Here is a 14,678-nt window from a genome sequence, read left to right as displayed (position 1 = left end):
CGGCTTCCTCAGGCGGCGACTGGCGCCGTGGTCTTTTCAATGTTGACCAGGAACGCCTTGAACTCCGGCGTCTGCGTATTGGCGTCGCCCACGGACGGCGTCAGCGTGTTGGCCCCGTAGCCCTTCCTGGCCTGGCCGGTGAAGCCCCAATGCAAGGGCACCCCGATCACATGGGTCGGCTTGCCATCCACGGTCATCGGCTTGATGCGCTTGGTGACATAGGCCTTGCAAATCACTTCGCCGCGCTTGGACGACACCTTCACCCAACCGCCCTGCTCGATGCCCTTCTCCTTGGCCAGCACCTCGCCGATCTCGATGAATTCCTCCGGCTGGAGGATCGCGTTGATCAGTGCGTGTTTGGTCCAGAAGTGGAAGTGCTCGGTGAGGCGATACGTGGTAGCCACATAGGGAAAGTTCTTTGGACTGCCAAACGCAGCGCGGTCATCGGCGAACACGCGGGCTGCCGGGTTGTTCTGCACCTTGGGATGCAGCGGGTTCGCCACCGGCGATTCCAGCGGCTCGTAGTGCTCGGGGAACGGCCCCTCCGCCATCAGCTTGCGGGCGAACAGCCGACCCAGGCCTTCGTCGTTCATGATGAAAGGACTTGCGCCTGCCGACGGTGCCAGGGTGGGCGTGTAATCGGGCACGTCGATGCCCACCCAGCGTATGCCGTTCCACGAAATGACCGGCTTGGCCGGGTTCCATGGTTTGCCTGCGGGATCGGCACTGGCACGGTTGTACAAGATGCGCCGGTTCGCCGGCCACGCCCACGCCCAGTTCGGCGCGATGCCTTGCTCGCGTGGATCGGTGGCGTCGCGCCGCGCCATCTGGTTGCCCTTCTCGGTGAACGAGCCGGAGAAGATCCAGCAGCCGGACGACGTACTGCCGTCATCGCGCAATTGCCCAAAGCCATCGAGCAAGGTGCCGGCCTTGGTCACTGCACCGGTGGTCGCATCGGTGAGATCGGCCAGGGCGCGACCATTCATTTCCTTCGCCAGCTCTTCCGGGTCGGGACTCAGCGGATCGGTGTATTTCCAGGTGAGGTTGAGCAGCGGATCGGGGAAGGCGCCGCCTTCCTTGCGATACAGCTCGCGCAGCCGGTGATAGATGCCGCTCATGATCCAGATATCGGACATCGAATCGCCCGGACCTTCCGCCGCTTTCCAGTGCCACTGCAGCCAGCGCGCCGAATTGACCAGGGAGCCGTTTTCTTCGGCGAAGCAGGTGACCGGCAGCTGGAATACTTCGGTCTGGATCTCGGCCGAATTGGCCGGGTTCTGCGGACCGAAGTCCTGCCAGAAACGCGAGGTTTCCGTATCCAGCGGATCCATCGTCACCAGGAACTTCAGCTTGCTCAGGCCGCGGCGGATCTTGCCGCGATCCGGGAAGGCCTGCAGCGGGTTGAAGCCCTGGCAGATGTAGCCCGTCATCTGGCCGTTGTTCATCATCTCGAACGCCTTGATGATGTCGTACAGCGGGATGTCGAGCTTGGGCAGCCAATCGAACGCCCAGTTGTTTTCCTGCGTGGCGGCGTCGCCGTAGAACGCCTTCATGAAGCTCACGAACAGCTTGCGGGTGTTTTGGTAGTAGCTGATCTGTCCCGGGCGCAAAGGCTTGAACTGACGGGTCGACATGTAGATGTCGAAGTCGGTTTCCTTGTCGGTGGGCAGGTTCATATAGCCCGGCATCTGATTGGACAGCAGGCCGACGTCGGTCAAACCCTGGATGTTCGAATGCCCGCGCAAGGCATTCATGCCGCCACCGGCCACGCCGATATTGCCCAGCAGCAGCTGGATCATCGCCATGTTGCGGATGTTCTGCGCACCCACCGAGTGCTGCGTCCAACCCAGTGCAAACAGGCTGGTCATGGCCTTGTCGGGCGCGCAGGTGCTGGCGATCAACTCGCAGATATGCAGGTACTTGTCCTGCGGCGTGCCGGTAATACGCGAGACCATCTCCGGCGTGTAGCGGGACACGTGATGCTTGAGCAGGTTGATCACGCAACGTGGGTCTTGCCAGGTGTCGTCGGCGCGGGCAAAGCCGTCCTTGTCCAGGTCGTAGTCCCAGGTCGACTTGTCGTAGGTACGCGTTTCCTCGTTGTAGCCGGTAAACAGGCCATCCTGGAAATCGAAACCGTCCTTCACGATCAGGCTGGCATTGGTATACGAGCGCACATACTCATGCTGGATCTTGTCGTGCTCCAGCAGGTAACGAATCACGCCATTGAGGAAGGCGATATCGGTGCCCGGGCGTATCGGCGCGTAGTAATCGGCCACCGAGGCCGTGCGCGTGAAGCGCGGATCGACCACGACGAGCTTGGCGCCGTTCTCGATCTTCGCCTCGATCACCCATTTGAAGCCGCACGGATGCGCCTCGGCAGCGTTGCCACCCATGACGATAACGACATTGGCGTTCTTGATGTCCTGCCAGGTGTTGGTCATTGCACCGCGACCGAATGATGGGGCCAGACTGGCCACCGTCGGTCCGTGTCAGACACGCGCCTGGTTGTCGAACACCACCATGCCGAGCGAGCGAACCACCTTCCAGGTCAGGTAGGAGGTTTCGCTGGACGACGCCGACGCCGCCAGCATGCCCACGCTGGTCCAGCGGTTGACGGTGTCGCCCTTGGCGTTCTTCGCGATGAAGTTCTTGTCGCGATCGTCCTTCATCAGACGCGCGATGCGGTCCAGCGCGAAATCCCAGGACACGGTCTTGAACTCGGTGCCGCCGGGCGCACGGTAACGCGGCTCTTTCAGTCGCGTGGGTGCATGCACAATGTCGAGCAGCGCCGAACCCTTCGGGCACAAGGTGCCGCGATTGACCGGATGATCCGGATCACCCTCGATGTGGATGATGTTGGACAGCGCGTTCTTGGCGCGATCACCCATGCTGTAGATGATGATGCCGCAGGCCACTGAACAATACGTGCAGGTGTTGCGTGTTTCAGTGGCGTGGGCAAGCTTGAAAGGTCGAACGGCGGCGGCTTGCGCCACCCCCGATTCGCCAAAGCCCAACACGCCGAGACTGGATGCTGCCAGCCCCAAGCCTGTGAACTTGATGAACTCGCGGCGAGTCATTGGCATCGCGTAGCGCTCCCGGAAATCTGGCTGGACCAACCGCCCAATCCAGGGCGTCGACGTGGCTCGAAAACTCCGTGGCGACGACGGCAATGAAGCTGTCGCCTGCTCAAAAAGGTAGCACAGTTCTCCGGTCCGAGGGGTCGGATTTCTTGCGAATTTCCGTTGCCCTGAAAAGCGTTTTTGGCGGATGCAAATCGTCACATTTCTCTTAGACGAAAGTATGAAGCCGGACCCGAATAAACACGTCCGATCACACTTTCGTCACGCTGCCCTTCGGCTACGGATGGGCAGCGTTGACTGCATTGGCTATCCGCGGCATGGCCACGGCAGGCGCATCGCCGCCATCGAAATAATCCAGTCGCGTGACCTTGCCCGCGGCGTCGCGCACGGGCACGAAGTAACTGAGTTCGTCCGGCACGAAATAGAGCTTTCCATCCGCGGCGACCTGCATCGGCACCGCATGACGACCCGTGCGTTGGGCGTAGAGCTGGTGATCCTGGACCGACAGCGTCTGCGTGGTGGTGGCGTCGATGCGATACGCGCCTTCCAAGGCACTCAGCGCGGCATCGGTTGACGTCGCCGCCGCCGGCGTCACATAGGGCCGGCCCAGCGCGATGGCGGCCAGCCGGCGGCTCATGGTGCGGGCATCGAAATTGTCATCATTAGCCAGCACAATCACTGTCACATCTTGCTTCGGCAGGTACGCGACGGCGGAACAGAAGCCGTCGATCTGCCCGGTATGCCCAACCATCTCGCTTGCGCGCACGCGCCAGAGATACATGCCCATGCCGTAGGGATGCGCAGCGCCGGGCACGGCCGGCGTGATCATCATCTGGAAGTCCTGAGCGCTGATCACACGCCCATGCGTCAACGCACGCATCCAGCGCACCAGATCCTCCGCCGTGGCAACCAGGCCGCCTGCCGCTGCGGGGATGCTCATGCTGATAAACGAAGCATTCTTGACCTGGTGTGCCGGGTTGTCCGTCGTGTAGCCGGCAACGCGCCCTGGCATGACCACGGCATTGTCGCCATAGCGGATGTGTTGCAGACCCAAGGGCTCCAGCAAGAGGCGCGTCATGGCCGCATGCCAGGGTTCGCCCGTCACCTTCTCGATCACCGCTCCCAGCAGGATGTAACCACCGTTCGAGTACTGCTGCTGCGCGCCCGGCGCAAAGGTCGGCGTGCGCTTGCGGATTTCGTCCACCAGCGTGGCCGTATCCACATCGCGCTTCATGAAGCCGGGCTGCGGATCCTTGGTCTTGTCGGAAACGCCTGCGGTGTGATTCAACAGTTCCCGCAGCGTGATGTTGCCGGCATCGGGGAAGTCGGGAAGATAAGTGGCGAGCTTATTGTCCAGCGACAGCTTGCCCATCTCGGCAAGCTTGATCACCGTGGCGGCGGTGAACATCTTGGTGACCGACGCAATGCGGAACACCTGATCCGGATCGAGCGGCACGCCCAGTTCGATCTGGGCCAGCCCGGTCGCACCGCGAAACACGATGGCGTCGCCCTTGGCAATCACCGCCACTACACCTGGGCCGTTCTTGATCGATGCACTCTCCAGCGCCGCCTGCGCGGCTTTGGCCAGCGGAGTATCCGACGTGGGGGATGTGGTGGCCGTCGCCGTCAGCGAGAACACCAGGGCAAACACAGCCAGGCCGATACGCAAGCGCATTCCCGTCTCCATAGGGGCACCCGGACGCAGCATGCGTCCATCCACCAGCGCGCGAAGGTATGACACCGTGCCTCTGCCTCGCAACTGTTCCCGCACGATGACGACGCGGCTCAACTTCTTTCGATGGGTCGCGTCAGGCGCTCCTCAGCAGTGAGTTCGCCTTACTCTCACGCAGACTTGCCTGCAACGAGCGCAAAATGCAGGCTTGTCGCAACACTTTGTATCCCTATCGGGCTTAGGAAGACCAATGAAACTCGGCATGATCGGTTTGGGCAGGATGGGAGCCAATATGGCTCAGCGGCTGATGAAGGGCGGACATCAGATCGTCGGCTTCGATCCGCAAGAGGCAGCGCGCAAAGCGCTGGAAAGCAGCGGCGCGCAAACAGCCGAATCGCTTGCAGCGCTGGTTGCCGCCCTGCCCGCTCCGCGCACGCTGTGGCTGATGGTGCCCGCCGGCGACGTCACGGATGCCAGCCTCGACGCGCTGCTGCCGTTGCTCGCCGCAGGCGACACCATCATCGACGGCGGCAACTCCTACTACAAAGACACGTTGCGCCGCGCGCAGCGTTTCGCCGGGCATGCCATCGCCTATGTCGACTGCGGCACCAGCGGCGGCGTCTGGGGACTGGCCGAGGGTTACAGCCTGATGATCGGCGGCGATGAGGCAGCGGTAGAGCGTCTGCGTCCGATTTTCGAAGCGCTGGCACCTGCCAGGGATCAGGGTTGGGCGCGTGTCGGGCCGGTGGGTTCGGGCCACTTCACCAAGATGGTTCACAACGGCATCGAGTACGGCATGATGCAGGCGTATGCCGAAGGCTTCTCCATCCTGCGGCACAAGGCTGAATTCGAGCTCGACTTGCAGCAGGTCGCCGAGATCTGGCGCTATGGCAGCGTGGTGCGTTCATGGCTGCTCGATCTGACCGCCGACGCACTGAAAAAGAATCCCGATATGTCCGGCATCGCTCCCTACGTGGCCGATTCCGGCGAAGGCCGCTGGACGGTTGATGAAGCCATTGAGCTGAACGTGCCCGCGCCGGTCATCACCCAGTCGCTGATCGAGCGGCTGCGCTCGCGCGACAAGGATTCGTACACCGACAAACTGCTGTCGGCCATGCGCAACGAGTTTGGCGGTCATCCGATCAAGAAGGAATAACTCGCCAGCCGCCAGGCCCTGCCGCTATCGAGCGAGCAGGGCCTTGGCGCGTTGGCAGACCGCATCGACGGTGAAGCCGTATTCTTTCAGCAGCACTTCGGCGGGTGCGGATGCGCCGAAAGTCTCGATGCCCATCATGTCGCCGCGCGAACCCACGTAGCGCTCCCAACCTTGGGATATGCCCAGCTCCACGGCCAGTCGCGCCGTCACCGACGGCGGCAATACCTCGTCACGTTCGGCTTGCGGCAACGCCTCGAACAACTCCCAGCTCGGCATCGACACGCAGCGCACAGCGACGCCCTCTTCTTCCAGACGCTGGGCGGCCTCCACGATCAGGCCGACTTCCGAACCGCTGGCGATCAGGATCAGCTCGGGCTTTTTACCCGGTGTATCGAATAGCACATAGGCGCCGCGACGCAGCCCATCGGCGGATGCCATGCGCTCGCGATCCAGCGTGGGCACGTTTTGCCGGGTCAGCACCAACAGCACCGGACGGCCCTTCGTTTGCAGGGCCACACGCCAGGCGACCGCGGTTTCGTTGGCGTCGCCCGGGCGTATCAGCGTGAGATTGGGAATGGCGCGCAGCGCGGCGAGCTGCTCCACCGGCTGATGGGTCGGCCCGTCTTCGCCAAGCGCAATGCTGTCGTGCGTGAACACATGGATGACGTGCAGCTTCATCAGCGCCGCCAAACGCATCGGCGGACGCATGTAATCGGAGAAGATCAGGAAGGTGGCTCCAAACGGAATCGTGCCGCCATGCGCTGCCAGTCCGTTGACGATGGCGCCCATCGCATGTTCGCGCACGCCGAAATGCAGATTGCGGCCTTGGAAACTCCAGCCCGACACATCGGAACCCTGCAGATCCCCGCCCTTTGACGCGGGCGGATTGAAGTCGCCCAGGCCCTTCATGGCAGTCTTGGTGGAGGGATTCAGATCCGCTGAGCCGCCGGTAAAAGCAGGCACTTTGGCGGCAAACGCATTCATCACCTTGCTAGATGCGTCACGTGTCGCCATGCCCTTGGCATCGGCGGGAAACACCGGGATATCCGCGTCCCAACCGTCGGCCAGTTCGCCGCGCAGGCTGCGTTGCACTTCATCATGGAGATCGGGGAACGCCTTCGCATACGCCTGCATCCGATCGTCCCACGCCGTTTCAAGTTCTGCTCCGCGCGGCAGCGCCTTGCGGAAATGGGCGAGCGCATCCTCCGGCACGTAGAAGTCCGGCTCTAGCGGCCAGCCGAGATTCTCTTTCGTCCGGCGCACGCTTTCCGCGCCCAGCGGCGAGCCATGCGCCTCGAACGTATCCTGCTTTGGCGAACCATAACCGAGGCTGGTGCGCACCAGGATCAAGGTGGGTCGCGTGGCTTTGGCGCGCGCCGTCTCCAGCGCCGCATCGATCGCCACCAGATCGTTGCCGTCGGTCACGGCGATGGTGTGCCAGCCATACGCATCGAAACGCTGCCGCACGTCTTCGGTAAACGTCATGTCGGTGGCGGCGGACAGCGTCATCGCATTCTGGTCATACAGGCAGATCAGCTTGCCCAGCCGCAGATGCCCCGCCAGCGATGCGGCTTCCGAAGCCACGCCTTCCATCAGATCGCCATCGCTCACGATGGCATAGGTGTGGTGATCGATCACCGCATGCTGCGGACGGTTGTAGCGCGCCGCCATCTGCGCCTCCGCCATCGCCATGCCCACCGCATTGGCCAGACCCTGCCCCAACGGCCCCGTGGTGGTCTCCACGCCGGGCGTGTCGCCGCGCTCGGGATGTCCGGGCGTCTTGCTGTGCCATTGGCGGAACTGCTTGATGTCGTCGAGCGATACGTCGTAACCGGTGGCGTAGAGCAGGCTGTAAAGCAAGGCTGAGCCATGACCTGCGGACAGCACAAAGCGGTCGCGATCAAACCACTCCGGGTTGGCCGGGTTATGCCGGAGCCAGCGTGTCCACAACACATAAGCCATCGGCGCCGCATCGAGCGGCAGGCCGGGATGCCCGCTATTGGCCTTCTGCACCATGTCGACCGACAGGAAGCGCAGCGTGTTGATGCCTTTCAGATCGAGCTCATCGGTCATGCGGGTCACCTGTGGGAGTGCGTACCAGACTGCTGAAACAGCGCGTGGACTTATGCCTTGGCCAACTGTGCGCTCTTGTCGGTGATGCGCTGGAGCAATTGCTTCCACGACGTTACGAAGGCCGCCGCGCCTTCCTGCTGCAGCTGTTTTGCCAGCGCGTCGAGATCGATACCGGCATCGGCAAAACGCTTGAGAATGACGTCCGCGTCCCCGCCATGCTCGGGCAACACGCCCGTCACTGCGCCATGCGTGGCGAAGGCCCACAGGGTTTTCTCGGGCATGGTGTCGACCGTATCCGGTGCTGCCAGTGCCTCGATGTAGAGCGTGTCGGACACGCTGGGATCCTTGGTTCCCGTGCTCGCCCATAGCAGACGCTGCGGACGCGCGCCCGCTTGGGCGAGCTTCTGCCAGCGCGACGAGGCCAACAGCTCGCGATAGGCGCGATAGGTCTGCTTGCCTACCGCTATGCCCAATGTGTTGCGCAAATCCTGCGGAACCTTGTCCTTCACCGCAACATCCCAGCGGCTCACGAACAGCGAAGCCACCGAGCCAACATGAGGATCCAACCCAGCTTCGATGCGACGCTCGACGCCGCGCAGGTAAGCCTCTGCCGCAGCCAGATACTGATCGCGAGAAAACAGCAAGGTCACATTGATCGGTATGCCTGCAAAGATCGCTTCCTCGATCGCCGGGATGCCTTCCGGCGTGCCGGGTATCTTCACGAAGAGATTGGGCCGATCGGCCTTTTTGAAGATGTCCCGCGCCGCCTGGATGCTGGCCTGCGTATCGAAGGCCAGCAAAGGCGACACCTCCATCGATACCCACCCGTCGACATGCTGGCTGGACTGGAACACGGGCTGGAACAGATCCGCGGCGCGACGAAGATCTTCCAGCGCCAACTCGACGAACAGGCTTTCGCCAGCTGCACCGTTGCGTGCCTTCTCGCGTATGCCGTCGTCGTAGGCATCGCCATCGCCGATCGCGGCATTGAAGATCGAGGGATTGGAGGTAAGGCCGGTGACTGACAACTCGTCGATGTAGCGGCGCAAGGTACCGTTGTCGAGGATGTCGCGGGTGATGTTGTCCAGCCAGAGGCTCTGGCCGAGGGCGTGCAGTTGTGCGGTGGCTTTCATGATTCAGTCCGGTGCTGCGGCGTGCGGCGCCTGTTCAAGACGAGTCTGGCCGGCGGGCTCGCCCATGGGAAAATCGGACGAGGTCAGGCTGACCAGATCGGCAATGTGCATCACGGTCTTGTCGGGCATGGGATCGATCACCAGATGCTCCGCTTCGCGCGCGTAATGCCCCTGGTTCACGAAGATGGTGGTGATATGCGCGCCAAAAATGCGCTTCATCGCCGCCAGCAGCTGCGGCTTGTCGTCGACCATCACATAATGCGTGGCCGGAAACGCGCGCTGGATGGCTTCAGTCATGCGCTCCTTGTGCACATACACCAGCACCCTGCCCTCCACCGCCGCCCCCAGGCCGGAGTGCGCGATCTTGCGCGGCTGGAAGACGATGTCGCCATCGGACAGGATCACTGTCGAGCCCAGGGTGCCCATGTGTGCGAGTGCGTCCAGCGCGCCGGGAAACACCTTCTCGGCGAACGGATAGTCGAGCAGGAAGTTGGAGAGCGGCACCAGGCCCGGGTGGTACTCATGGCCCAGCCGGAATTGCTGCAGCGCGCCCAGATAATCGGCAAAGCCGAGCTCGTCGCGCAGCTTGTTGTAGATGGACCAATAGCGCTCGCGCTCCATCGCGCCAAAATCGCGATCGAGCCGTGCGGTGAGATCGGCGGCAAAGCCGTCGTTGTCGAGCAAGGTGTTGTCGACGTCAAGCAAGAACACCAGTGATGTAGCAGTCAGCACGGACGTGTTTCCTCCGGTTTGGGATCATGCCAACCGCCGTCGTCGGCGGTCAGCGTATTGGCTGCGGCCGGGCCCCAGCTGCCGGGCGCATATTCGTGCACCGGGTCGGTGTGATCGAGCACGGGATCGACGACGGCCCATGCCGCCTCCACGCTGGCATCGCTGGTGAACTGCGAGCCGTCGCCGCGCATCGCGTCACCCAGCAGGCGCTGGTAGGCCGATTGCTCGTGCACTGAGCGATGGCGCGCGACCAGCTCGACCGGTTCACCGCGCATTGCTTCGCCGGCCCGCTTCACGCGGGCACCGGTGGAGATGACGACGTCGGGGCTGAGGCGAAAGCGGAAGTAGTTGGAGTTCTGCACGGGCGAGCCGTCGAACACGGCCAGCGGCGGCTGCTTCAAGGTGACCATGACTTCGCACGCCGTCACCGGCAGGCACTTGCCGGCGCGGATATAGAACGGCACGCCCGACCAGCGCCAGGTATCGATATGCAGGCGCAGCGCCGCGTAGGTTTCCACCTGAGAGTCGGCTGCCACGCCCTTTTCGTCGCGATAGCCGCGGAACTGGCCGCGTACCACCTGGGCAGGATCGAGCGGCCGCATCGCCTGAAAGAGCCGCTGCTTCTCCGAGCGCATCGCAGCCGCCTCGTGCCCCACCGGCGCTTCCATCGCCAGCAGCGCGGTCACCTGCAGCAGATGGTTCTGCACGACGTCGCGCAAGGCACCGGCTTCGTCATAGAAACTGCCGCGGCCCTGGATGCCGAAGTTCTCCGCCATGGTGATCTGCACGTTGTCGATGTACGTGCGATTCCACACCGGTTCCAGGAAGGCATTGGCAAAGCGGAAGTACAGCAGATTCTGCACCGCCTCCTTGCCCAGGTAGTGATCGATCCGAAAGATGCTGGCTTCGGGAAAGACCTCATGCAGCGTCAGGTTCAATCGTCTGGCCGAAGCCAGGTCGCGGCCGAACGGCTTCTCGATGACGATGCGCGCATTCTCGGCGCAGCCTGAGCTCGCCAGGCCCTGCACTACGGTATCGAACATGGTTGGCGGTATCGCCATGTAATGAATCGGGTGCATGGCCTCGCCCAAGGCCTGCTTCAGGCGGGCGTACGTCGATGGGTCCTGGTAGTCGCCGTCGATGTATTGCAGCCTGGCCGAAAGCTTTTCGAACGCCGCTGCGTCGAAGTGGCCGTGCTGCTGCAAGCTGTCTTTTGCGCGGTCGCGCAATTGCTCCAGCGTGTAGTGTCCATACGCCACGCCGATGATGGGCATGTCCATCTCGCCCGCCTGGACCAACGCCTGCAGCGCCGGAAAGATCATCTTGTAAGCGAGGTCGCCCGTGGCACCAAAAAATACGAACGCATCCGAACGCGAACCACTCATGTGACTTGCCGACTCCCAAAGCCTCAGGAGCCCACGGCGGTCGGCGCCCTGGGCAGGATCCCCACCCTGACGCACGGCGCGTTAAATTCAGGCATGGACGACATGCGATTGATGTGATGTCGCCCGCGGGTTCTTGCGCCTCAAGGATGCAGCGATAGCTCACCCTCGATTTCCACCGGGATATTGAACGGAAGCTCGGCCATGCCGACGGCGCTGCGCGTATGCGCGCCACCCTCCGCTCCATACAAGGCGAGGATCAGGTCGGAGAAGCCATTGATGACCTGCGGCTGCTGGATGAATCCGGGCGCGGAGTTGACCATGCCAAGCACCCGATGCCACTGCTGGACGCGGTCCAGATCGCCGATGCTGCGTTTGAGACTGGCCAGGATGGAGAGCGCCACCAGTCGCGCCGCCTGATAGCCCTCACTCACCGAAAGCTCGCTGCCCAGCTTGCCGAATGGGCCCGTCATCTGACCATCCGCGCCTTGCGGACCGTGGCCGGAAATCAGCACGCGCGTGCCGTGCACCTGCACGAATTGGAACGGCAGGCTCAGGCCGCTCGGCACTTCAAACGGCGGCGGCAGGCTCAGGCCCAAGCTGGCCAGACGATCTTCGATCTCGCTCATGGCGTTCTCTGTGACGGTGCCGTATCAGCTGAAGCATCCGATCCTATAACGAATGCACGATCCGCCTCAGGACAACCCTCGCTGCAGCAACGACAGCACATGCTGGGTGCGCCGCGCCGTGGAAGCCGCAGGCGCGCCGGAGGTCGCCTGCCACAATGGCGCGCCTGCTGCCGGAACCAGGGTCAGGCCCAGCAGCGTCATCACCATCTCGGTGGGATCGAGCGCGGGATTGAGCTCGCCATCGCGCTGCGCGTCGACAAAACGCGTGGTGACCAGTGGTGCTGCCGCCGACAATCGGGCCACCGCCAACTCGCGCAGCGCACCGCCCTCGCAGAGGACTTCCCGCACCCAGAGCGCGGGATACCAGGGATGGGCCTCGACCAGTTCGCCGATGCCGGTCACGAAGGCGGCCGCGAATTGCTGGATATCGCCCTCTACCCCAAACAGATGCAGGAAAAACTGCGACAACACCGGGGCGATGCGCTCATCGAATACGGCCTCGACCACCTCGGCCTTGTTGCCGAAGTAGTAGCTGAGCAAGGCCGCGTTGACGCCGGCATCGGCGGCGATGGAACGCACGGACGTCGCCGTCACGCCGGAGGCGGCAAAGCTTTTCAACGCGACATCCAGCAGGTGTTCGCGCAATTCCGGGTTGTCCACCCTGGGGCGTCCCGCACCGCGCGCTGAGGCCTTCGGCTTGGCCATAAGGCACCTAATTCATCTATTGATGAATATCTTGATCACCTGATGAAGCAAACGCAAGCACCGGCAAAAACCCTGGATTGACCGTCAACCATTGTTAACTCACAATAGTTGCATGAATACAACCATCAACGACGCACGGCGTGCGCAGACCCACCCCAACCTGATCCTCGCCATCTGTTGCCTCAGCCTGCTGATGGTGGCGATGGACGCCACCATCGTAAACGTCGCCCTGCCCGCGATCCGGCGCGACTTGGGCGCGTCGGTCTCGGGTCTGCAATGGGTGATCGATGCCTACACCATGGTGGTGGCCAGTCTGCTGATGCTGGCGGGCTCGATGGCCGATCGCTTCGGTCGTCGACGCGTATTCCAGTCGGGCATGGCGCTGTTCGTGCTCGGCTCGCTGCTGTGCAGTGTTGCGCCGGATATCCACGGCCTGGTCGCGTTTCGCATCGTGCAGGCCCTGGGCGCCACGATGCTCAATCCGGTCGCCATGTCGATCATCGCCAATACCTTCCACGAACCCAAGGCGCGCGCACGCGCCATCGGCATCTGGGGTGCGGTTGCCGGCATCTCGATGGCACTGGGTCCGGTGATCGGCGGCGCGCTGACGGAAACCATTGGCTGGCGCTCGATCTTCTGGGTGAACCTGCCGGTGGGCGCCGCGGCGATGGTGCTGGCGTCGCGCTATATCCCGGAATCCAGGGCGCCTCGTCCGCGTCGCGTCGATCCGGTGGGACAGCTGCTGGTGTTCACCATCCTGGCCACGGTGACTTATGCCGTGATCGAAGGCCCGCATGAGGGTTGGGGCTCAACCACCATCGTTGGCCTGTTCGCCGCGGCCGCGTTGTCGCTGATCGCCTTGCTGGTCTACGAACCGCGACGCCACGAACCGCTGATCGACGTGCGCTTCTTTCGCAGTGCTCCTTTCAGCAGCGCCACCTTGATCGCCGTATGCAGTTTTTCCGCGTTCTCCGGCTTCCTGTTTCTCAATGCGCTGTACCTGCAGGAAGTGCGTGGACTATCGGCCTTCCATACCGGTTTGTGCACGCTGCCGCTCGCGCTGGCGACAGTACTGTGCTCTCCGCTGTCCGGCCGGCTGGTGGGCACGTATGGCACGCGTCCCTCACTGCTCGTTTCCGGCGCGGCCACCGTGATCAGTGCGCTGATGATGACCCAGCTCACCGCCACCACGCCGATAGCGGTGTTGTTGTTGACCTATGTGATCTTTGGCATCGGTTTCGGCATGGTCAATGCGCCCATCACCAACACGGCTGTGTCCGGCATGCCCAAGGCGCAATCCGGTCTCGCTGCGGCCGTGGCTTCCACCAGCAGGCAAGTGGGTGCATCGCTGGGCGTGGCACTCGCGGGTACGATCCTGGGGATGCATGTGCACCAGGGCTTCGCCGAGGCCACGCATCCCTTCTGGTGGCTGATCACGGGCGCGGGTTTCACCGTGCTGCTTCTGGCCTGGCTGTCGAACACGCGCTGGGCGCACGACACGACGCGCCACGCGGCCCACTTGCTGGAAGAAGCCCCTGCCGGAGCCGCTGCATGATCCGACCCACCAACAGCCCTACCGAAGCCGACGCCGTCTGGCAGCTGATGGTTGGCATGGTGTGGGAAACGCGCGGCGTGCGTGGCGAGTGGCGCCGCAAGGTGAGCGAGATCAGCGGACTCCCTTTCAGCCGCATCCGCATCCTGTGGCGGCTGGTGGATGCTCCGATGACCTTGCGCCAGATCGCGGATGACACCGGCATGGATGCGCCGGCCGCCACCGTGGCGGTGAACGATCTGGAAGATCGCGGCCTCGTCGAACGCCACCCTCACCCCGAGAATCGCCGGGCAAAACTGGTGTCGATCACGCGCGCCGGAAAACAGGTTGTGGAGCTGGTCAACCGCACCGTGCAGGACGATGCTCCCGCGGGATTCCAGCAACTTTCCAAGACTGACCTGGCTCATTTGCGGCGCATTCTGGAACGGCTCAATCGCAGCGAAAGCTAGCGTTTTTCAGCTAGTCCGGCTGAGCTCATCAACCCTCCGCCGCGTCCTGCCAACTCCCTGCGTGCCGCGCCAGCAACGCCGTTTCCCACCCCTCCAGCATGCCTCCAGGCATTTT

12 protein-coding genes are annotated in these 14,678 nt (G+C 63.0%); 3 read left to right on the top strand and 9 right to left on the bottom strand.

Going from position 1 to position 14,678, the window contains the following annotated elements:
- Positions 1–8: 8 nt before the first annotated feature.
- The 3 genes from fdnG to AC1DKY_RS12390 all read right to left on the bottom strand — a co-directional run bounded on the left by fdnG (position 9) and on the right by AC1DKY_RS12390 (position 4,755).
- Entirely contained in the window at positions 9–2,477 is a 2,469-nt protein-coding gene (gene fdnG / locus AC1DKY_RS12400) for a formate dehydrogenase-N subunit alpha (RefSeq protein ID WP_477179763.1), read from the bottom strand.
- A 12-nt stretch (positions 2,478–2,489) separates the two neighbouring features.
- Entirely contained in the window at positions 2,490–3,083 is a 594-nt protein-coding gene (locus AC1DKY_RS12395) for a sulfate ABC transporter substrate-binding protein (protein ID WP_046972997.1), read from the bottom strand.
- A gap of 274 nt (positions 3,084–3,357) precedes the next feature.
- The gene (locus AC1DKY_RS12390) at positions 3,358–4,755 is read right to left on the bottom strand and encodes a serine hydrolase domain-containing protein (protein ID WP_441603629.1); all 1,398 of its coding nucleotides are present in this window, start codon (positions 4,753–4,755) and stop codon (positions 3,358–3,360) included.
- A 247-nt stretch (positions 4,756–5,002) separates the two neighbouring features.
- Here AC1DKY_RS12390 and gnd point away from each other — a divergent pair, with 247 nt between their 5' ends.
- Positions 5,003–5,908: a phosphogluconate dehydrogenase (NAD(+)-dependent, decarboxylating) gene (gene gnd / locus AC1DKY_RS12385; protein WP_441603628.1), complete on the top strand. Its 906-nt coding sequence runs from the start codon at positions 5,003–5,005 to the stop codon at positions 5,906–5,908.
- Between the two features lie 24 nt (positions 5,909–5,932).
- Here gnd and tkt read toward each other — a convergent pair whose 3' ends face one another.
- The 6 genes from tkt to AC1DKY_RS12355 all read right to left on the bottom strand — a co-directional run bounded on the left by tkt (position 5,933) and on the right by AC1DKY_RS12355 (position 12,562).
- Positions 5,933–7,981: a transketolase gene (gene tkt / locus AC1DKY_RS12380; RefSeq protein ID WP_441603627.1), complete on the bottom strand. Its 2,049-nt coding sequence runs from the start codon at positions 7,979–7,981 to the stop codon at positions 5,933–5,935.
- A 50-nt stretch (positions 7,982–8,031) separates the two neighbouring features.
- The gene (gene tal, locus AC1DKY_RS12375; RefSeq protein WP_441603626.1) at positions 8,032–9,114 is read right to left on the bottom strand and encodes a transaldolase; all 1,083 of its coding nucleotides are present in this window, start codon (positions 9,112–9,114) and stop codon (positions 8,032–8,034) included.
- A 3-nt stretch (positions 9,115–9,117) separates the two neighbouring features.
- Positions 9,118–9,846: an HAD family hydrolase gene (locus AC1DKY_RS12370; RefSeq protein WP_441603625.1), complete on the bottom strand. Its 729-nt coding sequence runs from the start codon at positions 9,844–9,846 to the stop codon at positions 9,118–9,120.
- The gene (gene zwf, locus AC1DKY_RS12365; protein ID WP_441603624.1) at positions 9,840–11,231 is read right to left on the bottom strand and encodes a glucose-6-phosphate dehydrogenase; all 1,392 of its coding nucleotides are present in this window, start codon (positions 11,229–11,231) and stop codon (positions 9,840–9,842) included. The genes AC1DKY_RS12370 and zwf overlap by 7 nt, the downstream gene beginning before the upstream one ends.
- Before the next feature lie 140 nt (positions 11,232–11,371).
- Positions 11,372–11,857: a RidA family protein gene (locus AC1DKY_RS12360; protein ID WP_441603623.1), complete on the bottom strand. Its 486-nt coding sequence runs from the start codon at positions 11,855–11,857 to the stop codon at positions 11,372–11,374.
- 66 nt (positions 11,858–11,923) lie between these two features.
- Positions 11,924–12,562 carry a TetR/AcrR family transcriptional regulator gene (locus AC1DKY_RS12355; RefSeq protein WP_441603622.1) on the bottom strand — a complete coding sequence of 213 codons (639 nt, stop codon included), beginning with the start codon at positions 12,560–12,562 and terminating at the stop codon, positions 11,924–11,926.
- Positions 12,563–12,674: 112 nt separating this feature from the next.
- Here AC1DKY_RS12355 and AC1DKY_RS12350 point away from each other — a divergent pair, with 112 nt between their 5' ends.
- Both AC1DKY_RS12350 and AC1DKY_RS12345 read left to right on the top strand, forming a co-directional pair.
- Positions 12,675–14,117: an MFS transporter gene (locus tag AC1DKY_RS12350; RefSeq protein WP_441603621.1), complete on the top strand. Its 1,443-nt coding sequence runs from the start codon at positions 12,675–12,677 to the stop codon at positions 14,115–14,117.
- A complete protein-coding gene (locus AC1DKY_RS12345; RefSeq protein ID WP_441603620.1) occupies positions 14,114–14,563 on the top strand; it encodes a MarR family winged helix-turn-helix transcriptional regulator in 450 nt (149 codons plus the stop codon). Before AC1DKY_RS12350 ends, AC1DKY_RS12345 begins: the two co-directional genes overlap by 4 nt.
- Positions 14,564–14,678 lie beyond the last annotated feature (115 nt).

The sequence above is a fragment of the Dyella sp. 01N448 genome (assembly GCF_056399225.1).
Note: the sequence above shows the minus strand (reverse complement) of the source record. Positions and strands in the feature narration are given on the sequence as shown.